General features: G+C 73.8%; 22 protein-coding genes. 13 read left to right on the top strand and 9 right to left on the bottom strand.

What is annotated here, in order from left to right; translation table 11 throughout:
- Positions 1 to 29 precede the first annotated feature (29 nt).
- From OG989_RS02600 to OG989_RS02565, 8 genes are all read left to right on the top strand, one after another.
- Complete coding sequence (locus OG989_RS02600; protein ID WP_327029576.1) at positions 30 to 959, top strand: maleylpyruvate isomerase family mycothiol-dependent enzyme; 930 nt, start codon at positions 30 to 32, stop codon at positions 957 to 959.
- A 151-nt stretch (positions 960 to 1,110) separates the two neighbouring features.
- On the top strand, positions 1,111 to 1,788 hold the full coding sequence (tsaB, locus tag OG989_RS02595; protein ID WP_327029575.1) for a tRNA (adenosine(37)-N6)-threonylcarbamoyltransferase complex dimerization subunit type 1 TsaB: 678 nt from the start codon (positions 1,111 to 1,113) through the stop codon (positions 1,786 to 1,788).
- Positions 1,789 to 1,908: 120 nt separating this feature from the next.
- A complete protein-coding gene (gene rimI / locus OG989_RS02590; protein ID WP_327031099.1) occupies positions 1,909 to 2,364 on the top strand; it encodes a ribosomal protein S18-alanine N-acetyltransferase in 456 nt (151 codons plus the stop codon).
- Positions 2,357 to 3,403 carry a tRNA (adenosine(37)-N6)-threonylcarbamoyltransferase complex transferase subunit TsaD gene (tsaD, locus tag OG989_RS02585; protein WP_327029574.1) on the top strand — a complete coding sequence of 349 codons (1,047 nt, stop codon included), beginning with the start codon at positions 2,357 to 2,359 and terminating at the stop codon, positions 3,401 to 3,403. The genes rimI and tsaD overlap by 8 nt, the downstream gene beginning before the upstream one ends.
- Before the next feature lie 18 nt (positions 3,404 to 3,421).
- On the top strand, positions 3,422 to 3,676 hold the full coding sequence (locus OG989_RS02580) for a hypothetical protein (protein ID WP_091627865.1): 255 nt from the start codon (positions 3,422 to 3,424) through the stop codon (positions 3,674 to 3,676).
- 103 nt (positions 3,677 to 3,779) lie between these two features.
- Positions 3,780 to 5,480 (top strand): ABC transporter ATP-binding protein, encoded by a 1,701-nt coding sequence (locus OG989_RS02575; protein ID WP_327029573.1) that lies wholly within the window; start codon positions 3,780 to 3,782, stop codon positions 5,478 to 5,480.
- Positions 5,480 to 7,261, top strand: a complete 1,782-nt coding sequence (locus OG989_RS02570) for an ABC transporter ATP-binding protein (protein ID WP_327029572.1) — start codon at positions 5,480 to 5,482, stop codon at positions 7,259 to 7,261. The genes OG989_RS02575 and OG989_RS02570 overlap by 1 nt, the downstream gene beginning before the upstream one ends.
- 170 nt (positions 7,262 to 7,431) lie before the next feature.
- Positions 7,432 to 9,012, top strand: coding sequence for a Na+/H+ antiporter (locus OG989_RS02565; RefSeq protein WP_327029571.1), 1,581 nt, complete (start codon positions 7,432 to 7,434; stop codon positions 9,010 to 9,012).
- A 665-nt stretch (positions 9,013 to 9,677) separates the two neighbouring features.
- Here OG989_RS02565 and OG989_RS02560 read toward each other — a convergent pair.
- From OG989_RS02560 to OG989_RS02530, 7 genes are all read right to left on the bottom strand, one after another.
- On the bottom strand, positions 9,678 to 10,415 hold the full coding sequence (locus OG989_RS02560; protein WP_327029570.1) for a DUF4142 domain-containing protein: 738 nt from the start codon (positions 10,413 to 10,415) through the stop codon (positions 9,678 to 9,680).
- A gap of 275 nt (positions 10,416 to 10,690) precedes the next feature.
- Positions 10,691 to 11,872, bottom strand: a complete 1,182-nt coding sequence (locus tag OG989_RS02555; RefSeq protein WP_151456649.1) for an ROK family protein — start codon at positions 11,870 to 11,872, stop codon at positions 10,691 to 10,693.
- Between the two features lie 28 nt (positions 11,873 to 11,900).
- A complete protein-coding gene (locus OG989_RS02550; RefSeq protein ID WP_151456650.1) occupies positions 11,901 to 13,160 on the bottom strand; it encodes a sugar ABC transporter permease in 1,260 nt (419 codons plus the stop codon).
- Positions 13,157 to 13,981, bottom strand: a complete 825-nt coding sequence (locus OG989_RS02545) for an ATP-binding cassette domain-containing protein (protein ID WP_327029569.1) — start codon at positions 13,979 to 13,981, stop codon at positions 13,157 to 13,159. Before OG989_RS02545 ends, OG989_RS02550 begins: the two co-directional genes overlap by 4 nt.
- Positions 13,982 to 14,086: 105 nt before the next feature.
- On the bottom strand, positions 14,087 to 15,184 hold the full coding sequence (locus OG989_RS02540; protein ID WP_151456652.1) for a sugar ABC transporter substrate-binding protein: 1,098 nt from the start codon (positions 15,182 to 15,184) through the stop codon (positions 14,087 to 14,089).
- A 193-nt stretch (positions 15,185 to 15,377) separates the two neighbouring features.
- On the bottom strand, positions 15,378 to 15,857 hold the full coding sequence (gene ybaK / locus OG989_RS02535) for a Cys-tRNA(Pro) deacylase (RefSeq protein ID WP_327029568.1): 480 nt from the start codon (positions 15,855 to 15,857) through the stop codon (positions 15,378 to 15,380).
- A 63-nt stretch (positions 15,858 to 15,920) separates the two neighbouring features.
- Positions 15,921 to 17,144, bottom strand: a complete 1,224-nt coding sequence (locus OG989_RS02530; RefSeq protein ID WP_151456654.1) for a THUMP-like domain-containing protein — start codon at positions 17,142 to 17,144, stop codon at positions 15,921 to 15,923.
- 249 nt (positions 17,145 to 17,393) lie between these two features.
- Between OG989_RS02530 and groES the strand changes: the two genes are divergently transcribed.
- Positions 17,394 to 17,708, top strand: coding sequence for a co-chaperone GroES (gene groES, locus OG989_RS02525; RefSeq protein ID WP_088998427.1), 315 nt, complete (start codon positions 17,394 to 17,396; stop codon positions 17,706 to 17,708).
- Positions 17,709 to 17,778: 70 nt separating this feature from the next.
- The gene (groL, locus tag OG989_RS02520) at positions 17,779 to 19,425 is read left to right on the top strand and encodes a chaperonin GroEL (protein WP_151456655.1); all 1,647 of its coding nucleotides are present in this window, start codon (positions 17,779 to 17,781) and stop codon (positions 19,423 to 19,425) included.
- Positions 19,426 to 19,609: 184 nt separating this feature from the next.
- Here the strand turns inward: groL and OG989_RS02515 are convergent, their stop codons facing one another.
- Positions 19,610 to 19,993: a WhiB family transcriptional regulator gene (locus OG989_RS02515; RefSeq protein ID WP_089003203.1), complete on the bottom strand. Its 384-nt coding sequence runs from the start codon at positions 19,991 to 19,993 to the stop codon at positions 19,610 to 19,612.
- Between the two features lie 252 nt (positions 19,994 to 20,245).
- On the opposite strand from OG989_RS02515, the gene OG989_RS02510 reads away from it, so the two are divergent.
- Entirely contained in the window at positions 20,246 to 21,070 is an 825-nt protein-coding gene (locus OG989_RS02510; protein ID WP_327029567.1) for a helix-turn-helix transcriptional regulator, read from the top strand.
- A gap of 158 nt (positions 21,071 to 21,228) precedes the next feature.
- On the opposite strand, the gene OG989_RS02505 is transcribed toward OG989_RS02510, so the two are convergent.
- Positions 21,229 to 21,639: a DUF5319 domain-containing protein gene (locus OG989_RS02505; protein WP_132230961.1), complete on the bottom strand. Its 411-nt coding sequence runs from the start codon at positions 21,637 to 21,639 to the stop codon at positions 21,229 to 21,231.
- A gap of 185 nt (positions 21,640 to 21,824) precedes the next feature.
- Between OG989_RS02505 and guaB the strand changes: the two genes are divergently transcribed.
- Positions 21,825 to 23,387: an IMP dehydrogenase gene (guaB, locus tag OG989_RS02500; protein ID WP_327029566.1), complete on the top strand. Its 1,563-nt coding sequence runs from the start codon at positions 21,825 to 21,827 to the stop codon at positions 23,385 to 23,387.
- A gap of 37 nt (positions 23,388 to 23,424) precedes the next feature.
- Positions 23,425 to 24,543 (top strand): GuaB3 family IMP dehydrogenase-related protein, encoded by a 1,119-nt coding sequence (locus tag OG989_RS02495; RefSeq protein ID WP_327029565.1) that lies wholly within the window; start codon positions 23,425 to 23,427, stop codon positions 24,541 to 24,543.
- Positions 24,544 to 24,548: the final 5 nt, after the last annotated feature.

The following is a 24,548-nucleotide window of genomic DNA, read 5'->3' as shown; positions in this document are numbered from 1 at the left end:
CACCGCGCGGTGACCGTCCGTTGTAGCCTGTGCTGCGAGCGGTCGGTCGGCGCGTACGCCGTGGCGTGTCGACCTCGCCGAGCAGCGACGCGAGCCGGGAGGCGGCGATGGCGGCGACGGTCAGCGAACAGCGGTGGCGGGTGGCGCGGACGGCGCTGGCGGAGCAGACCGACCGCTTCCTCGACCTGGTCCGCGCCACCCCACCCGAGGCCATGGCCACCGCCCACTGGTCGGTGGCCGACACGCTGGCCCACGTGGGCTCCCTGGCGTGGTACTACGCGTGCCTCGTGGACCCGGACCACCCGCCCCTGCCGGTGCCGGGTCTGCACCGGCAGCTCCCGGACGTCACCGTCGACACGGTGGCGGACTTCAACGACGTGCTGCTGCGGCACCTCACCGAGCGCGAGCCGCAGGCCCTGGCCGACCGGTTGCGGGCCGACGTCGGGCGGCTCCTGGCCGTCTGCGAGGGGCAGCGCCCCGACGAGACGGTGCCCTGGCTCGGCGGGGCCCGGGTGCCCCTCGCCGGCCTCTGCGCGCACCTGGTCAACGAGCTGCTCATCCACGGTCACGACGTCGCCCGCGTCGCCGGGCGGCCGTGGTCGCTCCCCGGCCGGGACGCCGCGCTGTTCATGGAGCTGTTCGTGGCCGGCGTGGTCCGGCACGGCTACGGGCGGCTCATCGACGGCGGCGCGCCGCCGAGCGAACGCCCCGTCGTGGTCGAGTTCCGCTCGGCGTACGCGGCCCCGGTCCGGCTCCTGCTGCACCGGGGGCGGATGACGTTCGCCGATCCCGGAGCACGGGCGGACGCCCGGATCGACCACGACCCCGGCACACTCAACCTGATGATGTTCGGCCGGGTCAGCCGCGCCCGGGCGGTGCTCACCGGCAAGGTGCGCGTCAGCGGGCGGCGCCCCTGGCTGCTGCCGGCCTTCCTGCGCAAGTTCCGCACCCCGAGTTGACCCCGGCCGTTCGTCCCGCCCGCCGGTCCCGTCGCCCGTGCCACCGGTCCCCGGTTCCCGGCCCGCCGCCCGCGCCGTCGGCCTCGCTGCTCATCCCACCCGGCCGGGGCGTGACCGGGGGTGACCGCGGGGGCGACTAGGCTGGCTCACCGTGCTCGTACTGGTGGTGGACAGCTCGACCCCCGCGGTGACCGCGGCGCTGGTGGAGGTCGCGGCGGACGGTGTCGCGACCCGCGCGCACCGCTGCACGGTCGACGCCCGCGCCCACGGTGAACTGCTCGCGCCGCAGGTCGACGCCGTGCTCACCGAGGCGGGCGCCCGCCCGGCCGACCTGGGCGCGATCGTCGCCGGGCTCGGCCCCGGCCCGTTCACCGGGCTGCGGGTGGGGCTGGTCACCGCCGCCACCATCGGCCAGGTGCTGGGCGTCCCGACGTACGGTGTCTGCTCGCTGGACGCCATCGGTCACCCGGCGGCCGCCGGCGAGCCGGTGCTGGCGGCGAGCGACGCGCGCCGCCGGGAGATCTACTGGGCGGTCTACGACGGCGCGGGCCAGCGGATCGTCGGCCCGGAGGTGTCCGCGCCGGCGGTCGCCGCCGGGCGCGCCCGCGGTCTGGCCGTCACTGCCGCGGTCGGCGACGGCGCGCACCGGTACGCGGACGCGCTGGGCCTGCCCGTGCGGGACGAGCCCCGCTACCCGGACGCGGCCGTGCTGGCGACCCTGGCCGCCGAGCGCATCCGGGCCGGCGTCCCCTCGGAGGCGCTCACCCCGCTCTACCTGCGCCGCCCGGACGCCGTGGCGGCGACGGCCCGCAAGCCGGTGCTGCCGTGAGCGCGAGGAGTGAGCCGGGTTTGCGAGCCCCGCAGTCGCGAGCCGAGGTGGCGCCGTGAGCGCGAGGAGTGAGCCGGGTTTGCGAGCCCCGCAGTCGCGAGCCGAGGTGTTGCCGTGAGCGTGCGGCTGGGGCGGTTGCGGTGGTGGCACGTCGACGAGGTGCTGCCGATCGAGGCGGACCTGTTCGGCGCCGAGCAGTGGTCGGCGGCGATGTTCTGGAACGAGCTGGCCAACGGGCACTTCTACCTGGTCGCCACCGGCGACGACGGCGACCTGCTCGGCTACGCCGGGCTCGCCGTGGCCCCGCCCGACGAGGCGTGGGTGCAGAACGTCGCGGTGCGCCGGGACGCCCAGCGGCGCGGCGTCGGCCGGCTCCTGCTGGAGGCGCTGCTCGCCGAGGCCGCCCGGCTCGGCGTCCGCAGCGTCCTGCTGGAGGTCGCGGCGGACAACGCCCCCGCCCAGAAGCTCTACGCGACGTACGGCTTCGAGCCGATCGGCGTACGGCGCGGCTACTACCAACCGAGCAACACCGACGCGCTGGTCATGCAGCGCACGCAGGATGTGAGCGATGAGTGACGAGCCCCTGATCCTCGGCATCGAGACCTCCTGCGACGAGACCGGGGTCGGCATCGTACGCGGGCACACCCTGCTGGCCGACGCGCTCGCCTCCAGCGTCGAGCAGCACGCCCGCTTCGGCGGCGTGGTGCCCGAGGTGGCCAGCCGGGCCCACCTGGAGGCCATCGTGCCGACCATGGACCGGGCGTTGAAGGAGGCGGGGGTGACCCTCGCCGACATCGACGCGATCGCGGTCACCTCCGGCCCGGGACTGGCCGGCGCGCTGCTGGTGGGGGTGGCCGCCGCGAAGGGCTACGCGCTCGCCGCCGAGAAGCCGGTCTACGGCGTCAACCACCTCGCCGCGCACGTCGCCGTGGACACCCTGGAACACGGCCCGCTGCCCGAGCCGGCGATCGCCCTGCTGGTCTCCGGCGGGCACTCCTCCCTGCTGCTCGTCGACGACCTGGCCCGGGGCGTCACCCCGCTCGGCGCCACCATCGACGACGCGGCCGGCGAGGCGTTCGACAAGGTGGCCCGGCTGCTCGGGCTGCCGTTCCCCGGCGGCCCGTACATCGACCGGGAGGCCCGGGCCGGCGACCCGGCGGCCATCGGCTTCCCGCGCGGCCTGACCGCCCCCAAGGACCTCGCCGCCCACCGCTACGACTTCTCCTTCTCCGGACTGAAGACGGCGGTGGCCCGGTGGGTCGAGGCGCGGCAGCGCGCCGGTGAGCCGGTGCCCGTCGCCGACGTGGCCGCGTCCTTCCAGGAGGCGGTCTGCGACGTGCTGGTACGCAAGGCGCTGGACGCCTGCCGGTCCACCGGCGTCGAGACGCTGGTGATCGGCGGGGGCGTGGCGGCCAACTCCCGGCTGCGGGTGATGGCCGAGGACCGCGCCGCCGCGTACGGCATCAGGGTCCGGGTGCCCCGACCCGGGCTCTGTACGGACAACGGCGCGATGGTCGCCGCCCTCGGCTCGCACCTGGTCGCCTCGGGTGTCGCGCCGAGCCGGCTGGACCTGCCCGCCGACTCCGCCATGCCGCTGACGACAGTCAGCGTCTGAACCCCGAGGATGGCTGACGTGATCGTGCGGATGTGGGAGGCGCGGGCGGAGCCGTACGGCGCCGCGGACCTGATCACCTGGGTGTGCGACACCGCGCTGCCCGAGTTCGAGCACGACCCGATGCACCTGTCCAGCGAGGTGTTCTCCTCCACCGACCACCGGGTGGTGGTCATCTCCAAGTGGCGCAGCAACCCGCGTCCGCTGCCGGAGCCCCCGGCGACGCTGCTGGCCCGCCCGCCGCACTCCTGGGACTTCACGCAGGTCGACCGCTGAGCCCGGGCCGGCCGGCCGAGGGCGGAGGACACGTGAGCCACGGCACGCCGAGGCGGTAATTGGTTGGCGGGGTGACCGGCCCGCCACCTAGCGTCGGTGGGCCATGCGCTTCTCACCGGCCGGTGACCCCGGCGTACCCGACATCCGCTCGGCGACCCGCTACCTCGTGTGGCTGGCCGGGCGGCACAAGGCGCTGCTCACCGTCGGCATCCTGCTGGGCGTCGTCTGGATGGTCGCCCAGGCGCTGGTGCCGGCGGCCGTCGGCCGGGCCGTCGACGGGCTCACCCGCCGGGACGAGGAGGCGCTGCTCACCTGGGGGCTGGTGCTGCTCGGGCTGGGCGTGTTCCAGGCGGCCGCGGGGATCCTGCGGCACTACTGCGCGGTGCACAACTTCCTCGCCGGGGCGTACCGGACGGTGCAGTTGACCGTGGGCGCGGCGAACCGGCTCGGCGCCGCGCTGCCCCGGCGGGTGTCCGCCGGCGAGGTGGTGAGCATCGGTACGGCCGACATCAGCCAGATCGGTGCGGCCATCGACATCACCGCCCGGGGCACCGGCGCGATCGTGGCGATCGTGACCGTCGGGGTGCTCCTGCTCGGCGCCTCCGTACCGCTCGGACTGGTCGTGGTGCTCGGGGTGCCGCTGCTGATGGCGGTCGTCGGGCTGCTCATCCGGCCGCTGCACCGGCAGCAGCAGGCGTACCGGGACTCGGAGGGGGCGCTGACCGCCCGGGCCGGCGACATCGTCTCCGGGCTGCGGGTGCTGCGCGGCGTCGGCGGCGAGCCGGTGCTCTCCGCCCGCTACCGGTCGCGGTCGCAGGCGCTGCGCGCCGACGGCCTGCGGGTGGCCCGCGTCGAGTCGCTGCTGGAGGCGGCCCAGGTGCTGCTCCCGGGGGCGTTCCTGGTGCTGGTCACCTGGCTGGGCGCCCGGTTCGCGCTGCGCGGCGAGATCAGCGCCGGTGAGCTGGTGGCGTTCTACGGCTACACGGCGTTCCTGGTCAGCCCGCTGCGGCAGCTCACCGAGGCGGTGGACAAGCTGACCCGGGGGCACGTCGCCGCCCGGCGGGTGGTGCGGCTGCTGCGGCTCACCCCGGAACTGCTCGACCCGGCCCGCCCGACCGCCCTGCCGGACGGCCCCGGCGAGCTGGTCGACGTGGCCTCCGGCGTGACGGTACGGCCGGGCCGGTTCACCGCGCTCGCCGCCACCGCCCCCGAGGACGCGGCGGCGGTCGTGGACCGCCTCGGCCGGTACGTCGACTCGGACGCGACGCTGCACGGCGTACCGCTGCGGGAGGTGGCGCTGGCGACGGTGCGGGAGCGGATCCTGGTGGCCGACAACGACGCGCACCTGTTCACCGGCCCGCTCCGCGCGGAGCTGGACCCGCGCGACCGGGCCGACGACGCGACGCTCGAAGCGGCGCTGACGGCGGCGAGCGCCACCGACATCGTCGAGGCCCTGCCGGCGGGGCTGGACAGCGCGGTCGCCGAGCGCGGCCGGGAGTTCTCCGGCGGCCAGCAGCAGCGGCTGCGGCTGGCCCGGGCGCTGGTCGCCGACCCGGAGATCCTGCTGCTGGTGGAGCCGACCAGCGCCGTGGACGCGCACACCGAGGCCCGCATCGCGGACCGGCTCGGCGCCGCCCGGGCGGGCCGGACCACCCTGGTCTGCACCACCAGCCCGCTCGTGCTGCACCGCGCCGACCACGTGATCTTCGTGGAGGACGGCAAGGTGGTGGCCGAGGGGTCGCACACCGCACTGCTCGACGGCGAGCCGCGCTACCGGGCGACGGTCAGCCGGGGGGAGGACTGATGGCCACCGCTCTGCCGGTCGCCGACGGGCGCCAGGTGCGCCGCTACGCCCGCACGCTGGCCCGCCGGCATCCGAGGGCGCTCGGAGCCGCGCTCGGCCTGCACGCGCTGGCCGCCGCCGCCGGCCTGGTCGCGCCGTGGCTGCTCGGCGACCTGGTCGAGGGGATCTCCCGCGGCACGTCCGGCGTCACCGTGGACCGGATCGCCCTGCTGATCGCCGGGTTCGTGCTGGTGCAGTCGGTGCTGGTCCGCTTCGCCCACCTGGCGTCGGCCCGGCTCGGCGAGCGGGTGCTGGCCGAGCTGCGCGAGGAGTTCGTCGACCGGATCCTGGCGCTGCCGCTGGCCACCGTGGAGCGGGCCGGCACGGGCGACCTGCTCACCCGGACGTCCCGGGACGTCTCCGCGCTGTCGCGGACGGTCCGGTTCGCGGTGCCGGAGACGCTGATCGCGATCGTCACCGGCTGCTTCATCGTCGGCGCGCTGCTCCTCGTCGACCCGCTGTTCGCGCTGCCCTGCCTGCTCGCGGTGCCGCTGCTGTGGGCGGGCACCCGCTGGTACCTGCGCCGCGCGCCTGCCGGCTACCTGCGGGAGAACGCCGCCTACTCCGACATCACCGACGGCATCAGCGAGACCGTCGAGGGTTCGCGGACCACGGAGGCGCTGCGGCAGCAGGCGCGCCGCCGGGCCCGCACCGACGCCGACATCCGCCGGTCGTACGCGGCCGAGCGCTACACCCTGCGGCTGCGCACGGTGTTCTTCCCGATCGCCGAGATCGGCTACGTGCTGCCGGTGGTGGCCACGTTGATCATCGGCGGCTGGTTCCACCTGAAGGGCTGGGTGAGCCTCGGCGAGGTCACCGCCGCCACGCTCTACGTGCAGGCGTTGATCGACCCGGTCGACCGGCTGCTCTCCTGGCTGGACGAGTTGCAGGTCGGCGGCGCCTCCATGGCGCGCCTGCTCGGGGTGGCCGACGCCGACCCGCCGGCCGGCTCCCCGACCCGGCCCGCCGCGGGCTCTGCGGGCCCGCCCGATCCTCCGCCACCGGGGGAGCGGCGGCTCGCCGCCAGGGACGTCCGGTACGCGTACCGGGAGGGCCGGGACGTGCTGCACGGGGTGACCCTGCTGCCGGAGCCGGGAGAGAAGCTGGCCATGGTGGGCCCCTCGGGCGCCGGCAAGTCCACGCTCGGCCGGCTGCTCGCCGGGGTGCACGCGCCCCGTACCGGCTCGGTCACGGTGGCCGGCCGGCGACTCGACGAGCTGCCCCTGTCCGAGCTGCGTACGCACGTCGCCCTGGTCACCCAGGAGCACCACGTCTTCATCGGCACGCTGCGGGAGAACGTGGCGATGGTGCGACCGGGCGCCGACGAGATGGCCGTGAGGTCGGCGCTGACCGCCGTCGACGCGTTGGAGTGGGCCGACGGGCTGCCGGACGGGCTGGACACCGTGGTCGGCGCCGGCGGGCACCCGCTGTCGCCCGCGCAGGCGCAGCAGTTGGCGCTGGCGAGGCTGGTGCTGGCCGACCCGCACACCCTGGTGCTGGACGAGGCCACCTCGCTGATCGACCCCCGCGCCGCCCGGCACCTGGAGCGGTCCCTCGCGGCCGTCCTCCAGGGCCGTACGGTCGTGGCCATCGCGCACCGCCTCTTCTCGGCGCACGACGCCGACCGGGTGGCGGTGGTGGAGGACGGCCGGATCGCCGAGATCGGCTCGCACGACGAACTGGTCGCGGCCGACGGCTCCTACGCGGCCCTCTGGCGCTCCTGGCACGGCACCGGCCCCTGACGCGCCGCGCGGCGTGCCGTGCCCGAGGCCGCCGCCGTCGACACCGGCGGGCATGTTGTCTGTTTCCGGGTTCGTGGGTGCCGCGCCGGACCGCCGTACCACGATGGTGGAGCGGCAGGCGACCGGCGCGTACCCGTCACCGTGCCGTCGGCCGGTGACGGGGGTGCGACGTGGGCGGTCTCGAACTGATCGTGGTGCTGGGCGTCACGGTGCTGGTAGGCACGACCCTCGGCGGACGGTACAGCGTGGCGCCCCCCGTCCTGCTCATCACGATGGGCGCGCTGCTCGCGCTCCTGCCGCCGCTGTCCCACGTGGTGCTGGAGCCCGACGTGGTGCTGCTGCTGTTCCTGCCGGCGATCCTCTACAAGGAGAGCATCACCACCAGCCTGCGCGAGATCCGCACGAACCTGCTCGCGATCGCGTTGCTCGCGGTGGGGCTGGTGGTGGCGACGATGGTCGCGGTGTCGCTCGTCGTGCAGCGGTTCGGCGTGGACCCGGCCGCCGCCTGGGTGCTCGGCGCGGTGCTCGCGCCGACCGACGCGGCGGCGGTCGCCGGCCTGGCCAAGCGGATGCCACGCCGGATCCTGACCACCCTGCACGCGGAGAGCCTGATCAACGACGGCACCGCGCTGGTGCTCTTCTCCGTCGGGTTGGGCCTGATCGTGGGCGGCACCGAGCCGGGGTTGCTCGGGCTGACCGAGCGGTTCGTCCTTGCGTCGACCGGTGGCATCGCCGCCGGCCTGCTGGTCGGCTGGGCGGTGATCCTGCTCCGGCGGCGGCTCGACGACCCGCTGCGCGAGGGCGCGCTGAGCGTCCTCACGCCGTTCGTCGCGTTCCTCCTCGCCGAGCTCGTGCACGCCAGTGGCGTCCTGGCGGTGGTGGTCGCGGGCCTCGTGCTGGCGTACGCCGCCCCCCGGGTCATCCGGGCCCGCTCCCGGGTGCTGGCGTACGGCTTCTGGGACCTCGCCACGTTCCTGATCAACGGCGGACTCTTCGTGCTCCTGGGGATGCAGATCCCGCGCGCCCTGCGCGACGTGACCAGCCTGTCGGTGATGCGGGCGCTGGTCATCGCGGTGGTGGTGACAGGCGTGGTCGTGCTGACCCGGATGTTGTGGGTCCACCTGGCGGCGTTCGCCTTTCTCGTCGTCGATCGCCGGGCGGCGGAGCAGGACGAGCGGGTCGACTGGCGGGTGCGCACGGCGGCCGGGTGGGCGGGGTTCCGGGGCGCGGTCTCCCTCGCGGCCGCCCTCGCGGTGCCGGTGACCACGCCCGCCGGCACCCGTGTGCACGAGCGTGATCTGATCATCTTCACCACCGCCGTGGTCATCCTGCTGACGATGCTGATCCAGGGCACCACGCTGCCCGCCGTCGTCGGGTGGGCGGGTCTGGTCGGCGACACCCGGCGGGTCGGCGAGCTGCGGCTGGCCCGGATGCGGGCCACCGAGGCCGCGCTGGCGGTGCTGCCCGAGGTCGCGGACCGGCTCGGCGCGGCGCCGGCCGCGGTCGACCGGATCCGGGCGGACTACGAGCAGCACCTCGACGACGTCCGCTCCACCGACGAGGAGAGCCGGTCGGCGGAGCAGGCCCGGGACCTCGACCGGCGACTGCGGCTGGCCGTGCTCGAACACAAGCGGCGCGAGATCACCAGGCTGCGGGACACGAACGAGATCGACGACATCGTCCTGCGGGAGCTGCAGGCCGTCCTCGACATCGAGGAGATTCGCCTGCTGGGCCCGGAGGTCAACGAGTAGCCGTGGCCGTGCGTGCGGGCGGGCCGGGCGTGCGTGCGGGCCGGGCGCGCGGGCCTGCCGGGTGTGCGGGGCGCGCGGGCGTGCCGGGCGTGTGGGCCCGCGGGCCGCGCCGTCGTGCCGGCACGCAGCCGACCGCTGAGCGGATCCCGTCGCCGGTAACTCATCGTGACGATGCTTGCGGAGGGCCGCTAATGTCACGCACGGTAGTCGAATTTGCCTGGCTTCCAAGCGTGAGCGGCCTCGTTTCAGCGCTTAGCCAGGCTGACCAGCGGTTTCTTCTCGCGATCGCCGAGCCGGCCGAATGCCCTCACGCCCCCTTTGCTCTGCAGCCGCCGACGCACCAGCCACCGTCCGTAGCTGGTGCGTGGATGGCTGCAGAGCAAAGGGACCGAGGCGGGTGCCCGGTGGCGACGGCGTGACACCCCTGACGATTACCGAAAGTAACGACGGTGGGCGGCTGCGGACGGCAGGGCCGTGAAAGCAGGGCCACGAGCAGCCAGGCAGCCACACCGCCCAGCCGCCACACCGCCCAGCCGCCAGGCCGCCACATCGCCAGGCCGCCCACCGCCAGGCCGCCGCACCGCCAGGCCGCCAGGCCGCCAGCGGCAGGATTCCCTGCGGTTCGACGGCCTCCCGGCCCGTGGCCGCCGGGAGGACCGCCGTGGTCAGGCGCGGCGCAGGATGCGGTACGTGGCGACGCCTCCCGTGCCGAGCGCGGCGAGGAAGACCAGCCAGACCACCGTGCTGCTGACCCCGATCGGCGGGCCGGAGTTGGCGGAGGCGGCGGCGAGCAGGCCGTCGTCGCCGGGGGCGGGCAGGGCGGCCGGCGGCAGTTCCGGCCAGCGCACCAGCCCGGTGCTCTCCAGCATCTGCATGTGGTGCAGGACGAACCGGTTGGCGTCGTCGGCGAGCTTGCGGATCACCGGGTCGCGGGTGCTGGCGCGGACCGCCCCGATGACCGGGAAGATCTTGCCGTGGGCGACCCGGAGCCGGGTGACGAAGATCTGGTCGAAGCGGGCGCCGGAGGCGTTCTGCATCTCCGTCAGCCAGCCCTTCTGCTCGGCCGTCGGGTCGCTCGGGATGCTCGCTCCGAGCTTGTTGGCCGCCTCGACCGTGAGCCGGTCCAGTTCCTCGTGCTCGGTGGCGATGCCGGCGCCGATCTCGCGCACCTTCGCGCTCTGCCCCTTGTCGGCGGCCAGCTGCCCGGCCGGCATCTCCCAGAGACCGGCCAGGCGTACCCCGTTGAGCAGGGCGGCGTCGGCCGCGTTGAGCTGTTGACCGCCCGGCGCGGCGACGGCCACGCCGGGCAGCACCCCGAGCCCGGCGACGATCGTGACGAGCAGCGCCGCCAGGCGACTGCTGCGGTGTCCCTGTCGGCGACGGGCGGATCTGAGCGGTGTCATGTCCGTGCTGTCTCCTCGGTCCGGTCCGAAACGAGTCCGGGCCGGGCGACGCCTCCGCCTTCGCCCGTCCGCGCACTGGTACGGACGGACCGACCGATCGGTTCACCGGACCGGCCCACCGGCTCCGGCACCCGTCCACCATTCGTCGGCACGGCACGGCACGGCACGGCACGGCACGGCACGGCACGGCACGGCACGGCACGGCACGGCACGGGGCAGGTGGGACGGCACCGCACGGGACGGGGCAGGTGGCGGGGCGGGCGGGGCGGGGCCGGTCAGCCGACGTCGAGGGGGTCCGCCAGCAGGCGTTCGAAGGCCAGTTCGGCGGCGCCGATCAGCGCCGCGTCGTCCCCGAGCTTCGGGGTGCGCAGCCGGACGTGCTCCAGGCAGGCGGGCAGGGCCATCGAGTTGAGCCGGCTGCGGACCTGGGCCGCCGCCGCGAGGTAGAGGTCCCGCATGCCGCCGCCGAAGATGACCATCTCCGGGTTGAAGATGTTCACCAGGTTGGCGACCCCGAAGCCGAGCCAGTCGCCGGCCTGGCGTACCGCCGTCTGCGCCCGCAGGTCGCCCCGGTCGGCGGCGTCGAAGACGGCCAGCAGCGCGTCGCGGCCCCGCGCGTCGGAGCGGCCGGCCGCGCGCAGCAGCGCGTGCTCGCCGATCTCGGTCTCCCAGCAGCCCCGGGAGCCGCACTCGCAGGGCGCGCCGTCGCGGACGACCACCATGTGGCCGACCTCGCCGCCGTAGCCGCCGTGCCCGGTCAGCCGCCGCCCACCGGCGATGATGCCGGCGCCGACGCCCACGTCCCCGTACAGGTAGATGACGTTGTCGCAGCCGGCCGCCGCGCCCCGGGCGTGCTCGGCGAAGGCCGCCACGTCGGCCACGTTGCCGACCGTGACCGGCACGTCGCAGCCCAGCTCGGCGCCGAGCGCCGCGCCGATCGGCTCGTCCACCCATCCGGTGGTCGGGCCCAGCCGGACCAGCCCGTCGTCGCGGCGGACCATGCCGCAGACCGCGACGCCCGCGCCGACGCAGACGGCGTCCGCCGGCGCGCTCTGCTGCATGTCCTTGACCGCCCCGGCCAGCAGCGGGGCGGCCTCCGCGGCGGTCAGACCCCGGGGGCGGTCCAGCTCCCGGCGGTCGAGCACCGCGCCGCCGAGACCGATCCGCGCGGCGCGCAGCCGGTCCACCTCGATGCTGTACGCGTACGCGTGCACCCGGTCCGACTCGGGCCGGACGACCAGCGACGGTCGCCCGGCCCGACCGGTCTCCTTCGGCGTCCCCTCGCTGACCAGCCCGGCGCCGGCCAGGTCGGCGGTCAGCGCGCCGATGGTGCTGCGGTTGAGCCCCAGCGTGGTGGTGAGCTCGGCACGGGTGGTGGCCCCGTGCACGTGCACGTACCGCAGCAACGCGCCCAGGTTCTGCCGGCGGATCTCGTCCTGGCTCGGTCCTGCGCGCATCGCCGTCGTCACTTCCGGTGCCGCGCGGTCAGCGGTTGCCGGTGGCGGTGGAACGCCGGCGGGAGAACGCGTCCACGCTCGCGGCGAGCAGCAGCACCACGCCGGTGACCACGTACTTCACCCCCGAGCTGTATCCCATCAGGCCCATCCCGTTGTCGATGACCGCGACGACCGCGCCACCGAGGACGGCGTCCAGCACCCGGCCCTTGCCGCCGAAGAGGCTGGTGCCTCCGATGACGGCCGCGCCGACCGCGTAGAGCAGTACATCACTGCCGCCTGTGTTGGGGTCCACCGAGTTGGCCCGGCTGGCGGCGACGATGCCGCCGACGGCCGCCATCGAGGAGCAGATCACGAAGACCGAGATGCGGATGCGGTCCACGTTGATGCCGGCGCGGCGCGCCGCCTCCTTGTTGCCGCCCACCGCGTAGACGTGCCGGCCGTAGCTGGTGCGCTGGAGCACGAAGGTCCAGAAGACCAGCAGCACCGCGATGATCGGCACCACGATCGGCACGCCCTTGAGCGAGCTGATCACGACGTTGCGGCTGCGCTCCAGGTTGAGGATGAAGACCGCGACGCCGAGGACGAGCGCCAGCCCGCCGATGCGGGCGAAGACCACCGCGATCGGGTCGGTGACCAGACCCCGGGCGACCCGCGTACGGTGCCGGAGCAGTTGCACGGCCGCGTAGCCGGCGACCGCCACCGCGGCCAGCAGCCAGCCCAGGACGGGCGGGAGGTTGCGGTTGGCGATGGCCACCAGCACCTCGTCGCGCACCGAGATGTTGGCGCCCTCCTCCATCAGCATCAGCACGATGCCCTGGAAGGCGAGGAACCCGGCGAGGGTCACCACGAACGACGGGATGCCGATCTTCGCGACGAGGAAGCCGAGGGTGGTGCCGATCGCCACGCCGGTGACGATCGCGGCGATCACGGCCACGTACCACGGGTAGCCGAGCACGGTGACCACGTTGGCGAGGATGGCGGCGCAGACGCCGCTGGCGAAGCCGGCGGAGAGGTCGATCTCGCCGAGCAGCAGGACGAAGACCAGCCCCATGGCGATCAGCGTGACCGCGGCGCCCTGGGTGAACAGGTTGGCGAAGTTGCCGGCGCTGAGGAACGTCGGCTGCATGATCGAGAAGACCGTGCAGAGCACGACCAGGCCGAGTACGGCGGGCAGCGCCCCGATGTCGCCGCCACGGACCCGACCGACGTAGTTGCGGACGTGGCTGGCGAGGGTGGCCGGCGGTGTGACGGCCGCCGGGCCGTCCTTGTGCACGACGGTGGTGGTCATCGGACGCCTCCTGAGTTGCTGCCGGCCCGCCCTGCGCCGTTCCCGTTGCCGCCGTTGGTCGGCTCGGCGGCGAGCCCGAGCCCGCCGGAGCGACCGGCGGTGATCAGCTCGACCACCTGCGAGTGGGTGATGTCGGTGGTCTTCACCTGGGCGACCATCTGGCCGAGGTAGAGCGCGGCGATCCGGTCGGAGACGGCGAAGACGTCGTTCATGTTGTGCGAGATGAGCACCACGGCGAGGCCGTTGTCGGCGAGCCGGCGGACCAGTTCGAGCACCTGGGCGGTCTGCGCGACGCCCAGCGCGGCGGTCGGCTCGTCGAGGATGACGAGCTTGCTGTTCCAGAGCACGGCCTTGGCGATCGCGACGGTCTGGCGCTGGCCGCCGGAGAGGCTGGAGACGTGCTGCCGCAGCGACTTCACGGTCCGTACGCTGAGCCCGGCGAGGGTGTCGGCGGCCATCTGCTCCATGGTCGGCTCGTCGAGCACGATGCCGCTGCGCTTCTCCCGGCCGAGGAACATGTTCTGCACGATGTCGAGGTTGTCGCAGAGCGCGAGGTCCTGGTAGACGACCTCGATGCCGAGCGCGGCGGCGTCGCGGGGGCTGTTGATGGTCACCGGTCGGCCGTCGAAGCGGAACTCGCCGGCGTCGGTGGGGTGGATGCCGCTGATGCACTTGACGAGGGTCGACTTGCCGGCGCCGTTGTCGCCGACCAGCGCGGTCACCTCGCCCGGGTGGGCGGTGAAGGCGACGTCGCGCAGGACCTGGACGGGACCGAAGCTCTTGTCGATCCCGCGTAGTTCCAGCAGGGGGGTTGCGGACACGGGGGCTCCTTCAGGTGGAGGGGAGGTCTCGGATCCCGTCCGGCGCGAACCGCCGCCCGGCACAGGGTCCGTGCCGGGCGGCGTGCGCGTGGAATCGGGTACGGGTCAGCTGATGCCGGCGTCGGCGCAGAGCTTGGCGTACGCCCCGGCGCAGACCTCGTCCTTGGTGACGAAGCCGTCGGCGATGACGTCCTTGACGTTCTCCTTGAAGATCAGCTTCGGGGTCAGCAGGACCGACGGGACGTCCCGGCCGCCCTCCGGGTCCTTGACCGTCTGGCCGGTCTCCTTCTTCTCACCCTTGGCGACCGCGATGGCCAGGTCCGAGGCGGCCTTAGCCTCCTCCTTGATCGCCTTGTAGACGGTCATGCACTGGTCGCCGGAGAGGATGTTCTGCAGGCCCTGCGGGGTGGCGTCCTGGCCGGTCACCGGGACCTTGCCGTTGAGCTTGTTCTTCTTCAGAACCGAGATGGCCGCGTTGCCGAGGCCGTCGTTGGCGGCGAGCACGCCGTCGATCTTGCCCCGCTGCTGGGTCAGCATCTGCTCGAAGATCGTGGCCGCCTGGGTGTTGTCCCACTCCGGCACGTTCTGGTCCGGGCCCTTGGTGTACTCCTTCGAGTCGAACTTCGGCTTGAGCACCGAGTCGTACCCGTTCTTGAACAGGGTGGCGTTGTTGTCGGTCGGCGAGCCGTTGAGGTACGCCACCACCGGGTTCTTGGCGCCCTTGTCGGTCAGGCACTTGCTCAGGCCCTCGCCCTGGAGCTTGCCGACGACCTCGTTGTCGAAGCTGACGTAGTAGGTGGCCGAGCCGCCCAGCGTGAGCCGGTCGTAGTCGATGGTCGCCACGCCCTGGGACTTCGCCTTGTCGAGGACGGCCTTGCCGGTGCCGGAGTCCAGGTTGACGATCATCAGGGCGGTCACGCCGTTGGTGATCATCTGGTCGGCGATGGTCTGGAACGCCGTCTTGTCGCCCTGGGCGTTCTGGATGTCGAAGTCGACGCCGGCCGCCTGGAACGCCTCCGTCAGGAACTTTCGGTCCGCGCCCTCCCAGCGGGCGGAGGACTTGCTGTCCGGAAGGATCACGCCGATCTTCGGCTTCTTCTCGGTGGAGCCGCCGGCATCGGAACCGGAGTCGTCGCCGCAGGCGGTCAGGCCGCCGGCGGCCAGCAGGCCCACGGCGGCGAAGGTGAGGAAGCCCTTGCGCATCAGCAGGGTCCTTTCGGGGGTGGGGGATGATGTTGGTTTGTTGTGTCCGGCAACGTATTCCGGTTCGCGCCGTGGGCACAAGAGCGCCGAGGTGGCGAGTTTGTTGTCGGCAGTAACAATTCAGCAACGTCCCTGACACCCGGCCGTCGTCCACCGGGGAGCGCTCTCTCGGGGCTGACGGGAGCGGTGCAGCTCAGCGGGCCGACAGCGGGGCCGTGACCGCCCCGGTGAGGGCGACGAGATCCTGCGGGTCGAGCTGGAGCTGAAGCCCGCGCCGGCCCGCCGAGACGTAGACGGTGGGATGGTCGAGCGCCGACGAGTCGAGCACCGTGGGCAGTCGCCGGCGCTGGCCGAGCGGGCTGATCCCGCCGCGCACGTAGCCGGTGGCCCGTTCGGCGACCGCCCGGTCGGCCATGGCGGCCCGCTTGCCGCCGACCGCCGCCGCGAGCGCCTTGAGGTCCAGCTCGCCGGTGACCGGCACGACCGCCACCGTCAGCGCGCCGTCGACCTCGGCGACCAGCGACTTGAAGACCCGCTCCGGCGGCACCCCCAGGGCCGCCGCGACCAGCGCGCCGTAGTGGGGCGCGTCCGGGGAGACGTCGTACGGATGGGTGCTGTGGGCGATCTTCCGCTTGGTCAGCAGCGCGGTCGCCGGAGTGCCCTGTCCCGCCATGACGGTCAAGCTAACCCGGCCCCGTACGACCCGCGAGCCGAAAAGGCCGGACGCCCTCGCGCGCTACCCGACCGGCCGGCAGACCAGCACCGTCGGCGCCCCGGCGACCCGGGTCAGCACCAGGCTGGCCGCCTCGCCCCCGGTCAGCCGCAGGTCCCGGCGGAGCTTCTCCGGCTCCAGGGCGGACCCGCGCTTGAGGATCTCCACCCGCCCGACCCGGCGCTCCCGCAGCAGCGCCCGCAGCCGCTTGAGCGAGAACGGCAGCACGTCGGTGACCTCCAGGCAGCGGGCGAACGGCGTCGGCGTCGGCGCGTCCGCGTAGAGGTAGGCGATGCTCGGGTCGGCCAGCGTCGCGCCCAGCGTCTCGGCCAGCTCCGCGACCAGGTGCGCGCGGACCACCGCCGGGTCGGGGTCGTACAGGAAGCGGCGCGCCGGGCCGACCGGTGCTTCGGCGTCCCCGGAGCCCGTCAACTGCCAGCAGGGGACCCTTCCGCTGCCGGAGGCGTCGACAGGGGGCCCTTCCTTGCCGTGCAGCCGGGTGGCGCGGCGGGGGACCTGCGCCAGCTCGCCGCACCACAGGGCCGCCTCGACCAGGTCGCCGTCGACGCTCACCCACTCCGCCTCGGCGCTCGCCGGGACCAGCGCGTGGTCGATGCCGGGCGCCACCTTCACGACGGTGTGCGGCACCCGCTCCGCCAGCCCGACGACGAAGTCCCAGGGCGGCGAGTAGGCGTTCGGGTCGAAGATCCGCCGCCCGGTGCCCGCCTTCCGGCGCGCCGGGTCGCAGAACACCCCGTCGACCCGGTCCACGTCGAACGCCGTGGCGTCGCCACACTCCACCGTGAACAGCTCGGCCAGCCCGGCCGCCTCGGCGTTCGCGGCGGCCATCGCGGCGGTCAGCGGGTCGGCCTCCACGCCGTACACCCGGATGCCGGCGCGGGCGGCGGCGAGCGCGTCCGCGCCGAGGCCGCAGCCGAGGTCGGCGAGGACGCGCACCCCGGCGGCCCGCAGCCGCTCGGCCCGCCGTGCCGCGACGACGCCCCGCGTGGCCTGCTCCAGCCCGGCCCGGGTGAGGAACATCCCGGCCGCCGCCGGCCCGAACTTGCCGACTGCCCGGCGGCGCAGCTCGGCCTGGGTGAGGGCGGCCGACGCCAGGTCGGCCGGCAGCCCCGTAGAGCGGAGCGCGGCCGCCGCGGTCAGCGGATCACCGCCGGCCACCCGCGCGGCGGCGGCGAGCGCGGCCGACCCCTCGGGCGTACGCAGGGCGGCGAGTTGGTCGAGATCCACCCGTTCATTGTGGTCGGCGGACCCGACGCGCCGGCCGGCGGGTTGGCACTCTCCTTGACGGAGTGCTAGCCGAGGAATAACCTGCGATTAGCACTCTCACCCCGAGGGTGCCAGCTTCCGGGCCCCATGGTCCGGCTGCTGAACGCCAGGCGGACCGGCACCCGCGACGACGGCCCCGCCCGGTGGCATGTGGCAGATTGACGCTGGTCGGCATGCCGGCCGGTAACGAAACCAAGTACCCGGGAGGGTATGCCCGTGACTACCGCGACCAAGGTTGCGATCAAGCCGCTCGAGGACCGCATCGTGGTCCAGGCGAACGAGGCCGAGACCACCACCGCCTCCGGCATCGTGATCCCCGACACCGCCAAGGAGAAGCCGCAGGAGGGCACCGTCCTCGCTGTCGGCCCGGGCCGGATCGACGACAAGGGCAACCGCGTGCCGGTCGACGTGAAGGTCGGCGACACCGTCCTCTACTCGAAGTACGGCGGCACCGAGGTCAAGTACGCCGGCGAGGAGTACCTGGTGCTCTCCGCCCGCGACGTCCTCGCGGTCATCGAGAAGTAAGCAACCGATCAGTGTCGTCGCCCCGGTCCGGCTCGCCGGGCCGGGGCGACGTCGCTTCGAAGGGACATTCATGGCGAAGATCCTGAGCTTCTCGGACGACGCCCGGCACCTGCTCGAGCACGGTGTCAACGCCCTCGCGGACGCGGTCAAGGTCACCCTCGGCCCGCGCGGGCGCAACGTCGTCCTGGACAAGAAGTTCGGTGTGCCCACGATCACCAACGACGGCGTGACCATCGCCAAGGAGATCGAGCTCACCAACCCCTACGAGAACCTCGGTGCGCAGCTGGTCAAGGAGGTGGCGACCAAGACCAACGACGTCGCCGGCGACGGGACCACCACCGCCACCGTGCTGGCCCAGGCGATGGTCCGCGAGGGCCTGCGCAACGTCACGGCCGGCGCCAACCCGGCCGGCCTCAAGCGGGGCATCGACGCGGCGGCCGCCAAGGTCTCCGAGGCGCTGCTCGGCCGCGCGGTCGAGGTCGCCGACAAGAAGTCGATCGCGCACGTCGCGACGATCTCCGCGCAGGACGCCACGATCGGCGAGCTGATCGCCGAGGCGATGGAGAGGGTCGGCCGCGACGGTGTCATCACCGTCGAGGAGGGCTCCGCCCTGCACACCGAGCTGGACGTGACCGAGGGTCTCCAGTTCGACAAGGGCTTCATCTCGCCCAACTTCGTCACCGACATGGAGTCGCAGGAGTCGGTCCTGGAGGACCCGTACATCCTGATCACGACCCAGAAGATCTCGGCGATCGAGGAGCTGCTGCCGCTGCTGGAGAAGGTCCTCCAGAACAGCAAGCCGCTGCTGATCATCGCCGAGGACGTCGACGGCCAGGCGCTGTCGACGCTGGTGGTCAACTCGATCCGCAAGACCCTCAAGGTCTGCGCGGTCAAGGCCCCCGGCTTCGGTGACCGGCGCAAGGCGATGCTCCAGGACATGGCGATCCTCACCGGCGCCGAGCTGGTCGCGCCCGAGCTGGGCTACAAGCTCGACCAGGTGGGCCTGGAGGTGCTCGGCACCGCCCGGCGCGTGGTGGTCGACAAGGAGAACACGACGGTCGTCGACGGCGGCGGCAAGTCGAGCGAGGTCGCCGACCGGGTCGCGCAGATCCGCAAGGAGATCGAGGCCTCGGACTCCGACTGGGACCGGGAGAAGCTCGCCGAGCGGCTGGCCAAGCTGTCCGGCGGCATCGCGGTCATCAAGGTCGGCGCCGCGACCGAGGTCGAGATGAAGGAGCGCAAGCACCGCATCGAGGACGCGATCGCCGCCACCAAGGCCGCGGTCGAGGAGGGCACCGTCCCCGGCGGCGGCGCCGCCCTGGTGCAGATCCTGCCGGCGCTCGACGACGACCTCGGCTTCACCGGGGACGAGAAGGTCGGCGTCTCGATCGTGCGCAAGTCGCTGGTCGAGCCGCTGCGCTGGATCGCCCAGAACGCCGGCCACGACGGCTACGTCGTGGTGCAGAAGGTCGCCGGCAAGGAGTGGGGCCACGGCCTCGACGCCGCCACCGGCGAGTACGTCGACCTGGCGAAGTCCGGCATCGTCGACCCGGTGAAGGTGACCCGCAACGCGGTCACCAACGCGGCGTCGATCGCCGGCCTGCTGCTCACCACGGAGAGCCTCGTGGTGGAGAAGCCGGAGAAGGCCGAGCCGGCCGCCGCCGGTGGGCACGGCCACAGCCACGGCCACGGCCACCAGCACGGCCCGGGCTTCTGACCCTCGCCGTACGCCCAGTCGGGGCGCACCGTCCCTGTGGCGGTGCGCCCCGACGCCTTTCAACGGGCCGGGGGCGTGGCCACCGGCCGGTCGGTGGTCACGCCCCCCGGGCCGGGAACGCCGCGACGCCGCGTCCCCGGGCGGGGACGCGGCGTCGGTGTGGTCTATCGCGGAGGTTGCCGGCTCAGGCGATCTTGCGCTGGGCGGGGACGGTCGACCGGTGCGGCTGGCCCAGGCGGGCCTCCAGCCGGGCCACGTCGACCCGGCTCTGCCGGCGGTCGGCCAGGTCCTCCCAGCCGACGGCGAGCAGCCGCAGCCGCTCCGACTCGCTGAAGCCGCCCCAGACGCCGTACGGCTCGCGTACGGCGAGGGCGTGGGCGGCGCACTCGGCCCGTACCGGGCAGGCGCGGCAGACGGCCTTCGCGCCGGATTCCCGGCGCAGGCGGGACGAGCCACGCTCGCCGTCCGGGTGGAAGAACTGCGCGCTGTCCCGGCCCCGGCAGGCACCGAGCCGCTGCCAGTCCCAGAGGTCGACGATGGGTCCGGGCAGTCTGCGTACGTTCGACATCAGCACCCCTCCTCCCGCGCGGCACCGCGCAGATCCTGGTGAATCGGCGTCCGGGCGACGGTCCGCGCAGGCGCGCCGTTTCCGGCCTGGGACCTCCGTACCCGGGCCGTCGCCGGCTCACACACCTGTGATCGAAAACTTCCGGCAACTAGCGGCATATGCCCCACTTGTCGGAAAAGTTCGGAGGATTGCCCGAACCCCCTCGCGACCCGACCCGGTCATGGTCTGCTTCTGGACGGAGAGGAGACCACTGTGCGTACGGTTCTCGTGTGCGTTCGGACACCGCTCGCGGCGCAGCATCTGGCGTCCGCGGCGGCACGGCTCGGGCTGTCCGCCGTGGTGCGGACGGCCGTCTCCGATTCCGAGGTGATGTTGCGGCTGGCCGAGCGCCCGGCCGACGTGGTGCTCGCGGACACGGCCCTCACCCGGCCGGACAGCGCGGGCTTCGTCCGGCGGGTGCTCGCCCGCGCGCCGCAGGCCTCCGTGCTGCTGCTCGGCACGGAGGAGTCGGAGGCCGCCGCGGCCACCATCAGCGCGGGTGCCCGGGGCCTCATCCAGGGCGTCGACCAGGACCTGACCAGCGCGGTGGCCAAGGCCCTGCTGCTGCTCTCCTCGCCCGGCCGGGCAGCCCGACGCCCGGCCACCGACCCGGCCCGGGACACCGCGGCGGTCGGCGGTCCCGCCCGTACCGGCCCGGCCGGCCGGCCGCCGGCCGAACCGGGACCCGGCTGGCAGGCGACGGCCCCCGACGGCCCGGGCGGCACCCCGACGGTGGTGCCGTCGCAGCGCGGCGACGACCCGGCCGAGCCCGCCGACGAGCCGGTCGAGGCCACGCCCCCCGGTCGGCGGTCCGGGCCCGGCCCGCGCGGCGGCCGGTCCCAGGTCGGGCTCACCGAACGCGAACTCCAGGTGCTGCTGGGCATGGCGGAGGGCAAGAGCAACGCCGAGATCGGCCGGGAGTTGTTCGTCTCGGAGGACACCGTGAAGACCCACGCGCGGCGGCTGTTCCGCAAGCTCGGCGCGCGGGACCGCGCGCACGCGGTGGCGGCCGGCTTCCGCGCCGGCCTGGTGGCCTGAACCGCACCCCCGGCCGCCCGGCCGCCCGGAAGGCCTCGGAGCGGGAGCCGGGGGGCCTCGGGGCGTGAAGCCGGGGGCCTCGGGGCGTGGAGCCGGGGGCCTCGGGGCGTGGAGCCGGGCGGGCGGCCCGGGCCCCGCCGGTGCGGCCCCGGCCCGCCTCAGCGTTCGGCGTCGGGTTCCTCGTCGGCGCCCTCGGTCAGGGTGTCGTGCACCCCGTCGGCGTAGCCACGGGCGTAGTCCCAGGTGACGTAGTGGTCCGGGTCCGGGTCGTAGGCCGGCTCGTGCACCCGGGGACGCCCCGAGCTGAGCAGGTGGCGCAGATTGCCCCGCAGCAGGTCCCAGTCGAAGTAGTGCGGCTCCCGGCAGTCCTCGCACTCGATGACCAGCCCGCGCACCCCGATCGGCGCCAGCAGCGCCTGGTAGATCTCCAGGTCGGCGAGATCCTCCAGCACGTCCTGACGCTCGACGTCGGTCAGCGGGTCGAGCGGGGCGTCGTCGCCCGGATCGTGCAGGCCGGCGGCCGGATCTGCCGGGTCGCCGTTGAAGGGGTCGATGGGCTCGTCGTGCACCCCCTCACCGTAGACCCAACGCCAGGGCCGCGTCCGCCCCCGCCACCGGTGACCTGGGCTGCCACCGCCCGGGGACGGCCCGTGCCGGTGGGTACGATGGGACGACGCGCCCGTCACCCGGCGTGTGCCGGTGCCCGCCCGCGCCACCTCGCTGAAGCCCGTCCGAGCAGCTCAGGGGAGCAATCGTGGAATTTTCGCCCAGCACCGATCTACCGGCCGGCGCCGACAACGGCGAGCTGGGCGGCCACCTGCCGGAGCTGCCCGCCGGCTCCGCCCGGGTGGTCCCACTCGGGTTGACCTTCGACGACGTGCTGCTCCAGCCGGGCGAGTCGGACGTGGTGCCCAGCCGGGTCAACACGGTGACGAAGCTGACCCGCAACATCAGCCTGAGCATCCCGCTGCTCTCCAGCGCGATGGACACGGTGACCGAGGCCCGGATGGCGATCGCCATGGCCCGCCAGGGCGGCATCGGCGTGCTGCACCGCAACCTCTCCCTGGAGGACCAGGCGCTCCAGGTCGACCTGGTGAAGCGCTCCGAGTCCGGCATGATCACCAACCCGGTGACCGCCAGCCCCGACGACACCCTGCGCGACGTCGACGCCCTCTGCGGTCGCTACCGCATCTCCGGGGTGCCCGTCGTGGACGGCGAGGGCCAGCTCGTCGGCATCGTCACCAACCGCGACATGCGGTTCGTCTCCGACCCGGCCACCCCGGTCCACCAGATCATGACCCGTACCCCGCTGGTCACCGCCCCGGTCGGGGTGCGCAAGGAGGACGCGCTCGACCTGCTGCGCCAGCACAAGGTCGAGAAGCTGCCGATCGTCGACGACTCGGGCCGGCTGCGCGGCCTGATCACGGTCAAGGACTTCACCAAGAGCGAGCAGTACCCGAACGCCACCAAGGACGACGCCGGCCGGCTGCGGGTCGCCGCCGCCGTCGGGGTGGGCGACGACGCCTACAAGCGGGCGCGGGCGCTGGTGGACGCGGGCGTCGACGTGCTGATCGTGGACACCGCGCACGGCCACCAGCGGGCGGTGCTGGAGATGGTCGCCCAGCTCAAGAAGGACGTCACCATCGACATCGTCGGCGGCAACGTCGCCACCTACGCCGGCGCCCGGGCGCTGGTCGAGGCGGGCGCCGACGGCGTGAAGGTCGGCGTCGGGCCGGGCGCGATCTGCACCACCCGGATCGTCGCCGGGGTGGGCGTACCGCAGATCACCGCGATCATGGAGGCCGCGCGCGCCGCGCGGCCGGCCGGCGTCCCGGTCATCGGCGACGGCGGCATCCAATACTCGGGCGACATCGCCAAGGCGCTCGTCGCGGGCGCCGACACGGTGATGCTCGGCAGCCTGCTGGCCGGCTGCGAGGAGAGCCCCGGCGAGCTGATCTTCATCAACGGCAAGCAGTACAAGGCCTACCGGGGCATGGGCTCGCTCGGCGCGATGCAGTCCCGGGGCCAGGCCAAGTCCTACTCCAAGGACCGCTACTTCCAGCAGGACGTGCTCGCCGAGGACAAGCTGGTCCCCGAGGGCGTGGAGGGCCAGGTGCCCTACCGTGGCCCGCTGTCCGCGGTCGCCCACCAGCTCACCGGTGGGCTGCGCGCGGCGATGGGGTACGTCGGCGCGGAGAGCATCCCCGAGCTGCACCGCCGCGGTCAGCTCATCCGGATCACCGCGGCGGGGCTCAAGGAGAGCCACCCGCACGACATCCAGATGACGGTCGAGGCGCCCAACTACCACTCCCGCTGACCATCCCCCATCCCCCCTGCGACAACTGGAGTCCCCCATGCGTGACGTGGTCGAGATCGGGCTGGGCAAGACCGCGCAGCGCGGCTACCACCTGGACGACATCGCCATCGTGCCGAGCCGCCGGACCCGGGACGTCGACGACGTCTCCACCGCCTGGCAGCTCGACGCGTACCAGTTCGGCATCCCCTGCGTCGGGCACCCGTCGGACGCGACGATGAGCCCGGCCTCCGCCGTCCGGCTCGGTCAGCTCGGCGGCCTCGGCGTGCTCAACGTCGAGGGCCTGTGGACCCGCTACGAGAACCCGACCAAGGTCCTGGAGGAGCTGTCCGGGCTCGACGAGGACGCCCGCACCACGAAGCGGCTCCAGGAGGTCTACGCGGAGCCGATCCGCCCCGACCTGATCGCCGAGCGGGTCCGCGAGCTGCGCGCCGGCGGCGGCACGGTGGCGGTGCGGGTCTCCCCGCAGCACACCCTGGCGCTGGCCCCGGTGATCCTCGACGCCGGCGTCGACATCCTCGTCATCCAGGGCACCATCGTCTCCGCCGAGCACGTCTCGACCACCGACGAGCCGCTCAACCTCAAGGAGTTCATCGCCGACCTGGACCTCCCGGTCGTCGTCGGCGGCTGCACCGACTACAAGACCGCGCTGCACCTGATGCGTACGGGCGCGGCCGGCGTCATCGTCGGCATCGGCGGCGACGAGTGGTCCACCACCGAGTCGGTGCTGGGCATCCGGGTGCCGATGGCGACCGCGATCGCCGACGCGGCGGCGGCCCGCCGGGACTACCTCGACGAGACCGGCGGCCGGTACGTGCACCTGATCGCCGACGGCGACATCGAGACCTCGGGCGACATCGCCAAGGCGCTCGGCTGCGGCGCCGACGCGGTGATGCTCGGCGAGCCGCTGTCGCTCTGCGCCGAGGCGCCGGCCGGTGGCGCCTGGTGGCATTCCGCCGCCAGCCACCCGTCGCTGCCCCGGGGCGCCTTCGAGACCGCCGGCGAGCCGCTCGGCTCGATGGAGCAGCTGCTCTTCGGCCCGGCCGACGAGCCGGACGGCCAGCTCAACCTCTTCGGTGGCCTGCGCCGCGCGATGGCCAAGTGCGGCTACCGCGACCTGAAGGAGTTCCAGAAGGTCGGCCTGGTCCTCGACCGCTGACCTGC

It is taken from the genome of Micromonospora sp. NBC_01740, assembly GCF_035920365.1.
GTDB lineage: Bacteria > Actinomycetota > Actinomycetes > Mycobacteriales > Micromonosporaceae > Micromonospora > Micromonospora reichwaldensis.
The sequence above is the reverse complement of the archived record's forward strand: the minus strand, read 5'-3'. Positions and strand labels throughout refer to the sequence as shown.

What these genes read in the sequence shown, in the direction of transcription:
- tsaD (WP_327029574.1), top strand. Translation starts at nt 2,357, where the DNA reads ATGAGTGACGAGCCCCTGATCCTCGGCATCGAGACCTCCTGCGACGAG.
- OG989_RS02575 (WP_327029573.1), top strand. Translation starts at nt 3,780, where the DNA reads ATGCGCTTCTCACCGGCCGGTGACCCCGGCGTACCCGACATCCGCTCG.
- OG989_RS02570 (WP_327029572.1), top strand. Translation starts at nt 5,480, where the DNA reads ATGGCCACCGCTCTGCCGGTCGCCGACGGGCGCCAGGTGCGCCGCTAC.
- OG989_RS02560 (WP_327029570.1), bottom strand. Translation starts at nt 10,415, where the DNA reads ATGACACCGCTCAGATCCGCCCGTCGCCGACAGGGACACCGCAGCAGT.
- OG989_RS02555 (WP_151456649.1), bottom strand. Translation starts at nt 11,872, where the DNA reads ATGCGCGCAGGACCGAGCCAGGACGAGATCCGCCGGCAGAACCTGGGC.
- OG989_RS02550 (WP_151456650.1), bottom strand. Translation starts at nt 13,160, where the DNA reads ATGACCACCACCGTCGTGCACAAGGACGGCCCGGCGGCCGTCACACCG.
- OG989_RS02540 (WP_151456652.1), bottom strand. Translation starts at nt 15,184, where the DNA reads ATGCGCAAGGGCTTCCTCACCTTCGCCGCCGTGGGCCTGCTGGCCGCC.
- ybaK (WP_327029568.1), bottom strand. Translation starts at nt 15,857, where the DNA reads ATGGCGGGACAGGGCACTCCGGCGACCGCGCTGCTGACCAAGCGGAAG.
- groES (WP_088998427.1), top strand. Translation starts at nt 17,394, where the DNA reads ATGCCCGTGACTACCGCGACCAAGGTTGCGATCAAGCCGCTCGAGGAC.
- groL (WP_151456655.1), top strand. Translation starts at nt 17,779, where the DNA reads ATGGCGAAGATCCTGAGCTTCTCGGACGACGCCCGGCACCTGCTCGAG.
- OG989_RS02515 (WP_089003203.1), bottom strand. Translation starts at nt 19,993, where the DNA reads ATGTCGAACGTACGCAGACTGCCCGGACCCATCGTCGACCTCTGGGAC.
- OG989_RS02495 (WP_327029565.1), top strand. Translation starts at nt 23,425, where the DNA reads ATGCGTGACGTGGTCGAGATCGGGCTGGGCAAGACCGCGCAGCGCGGC.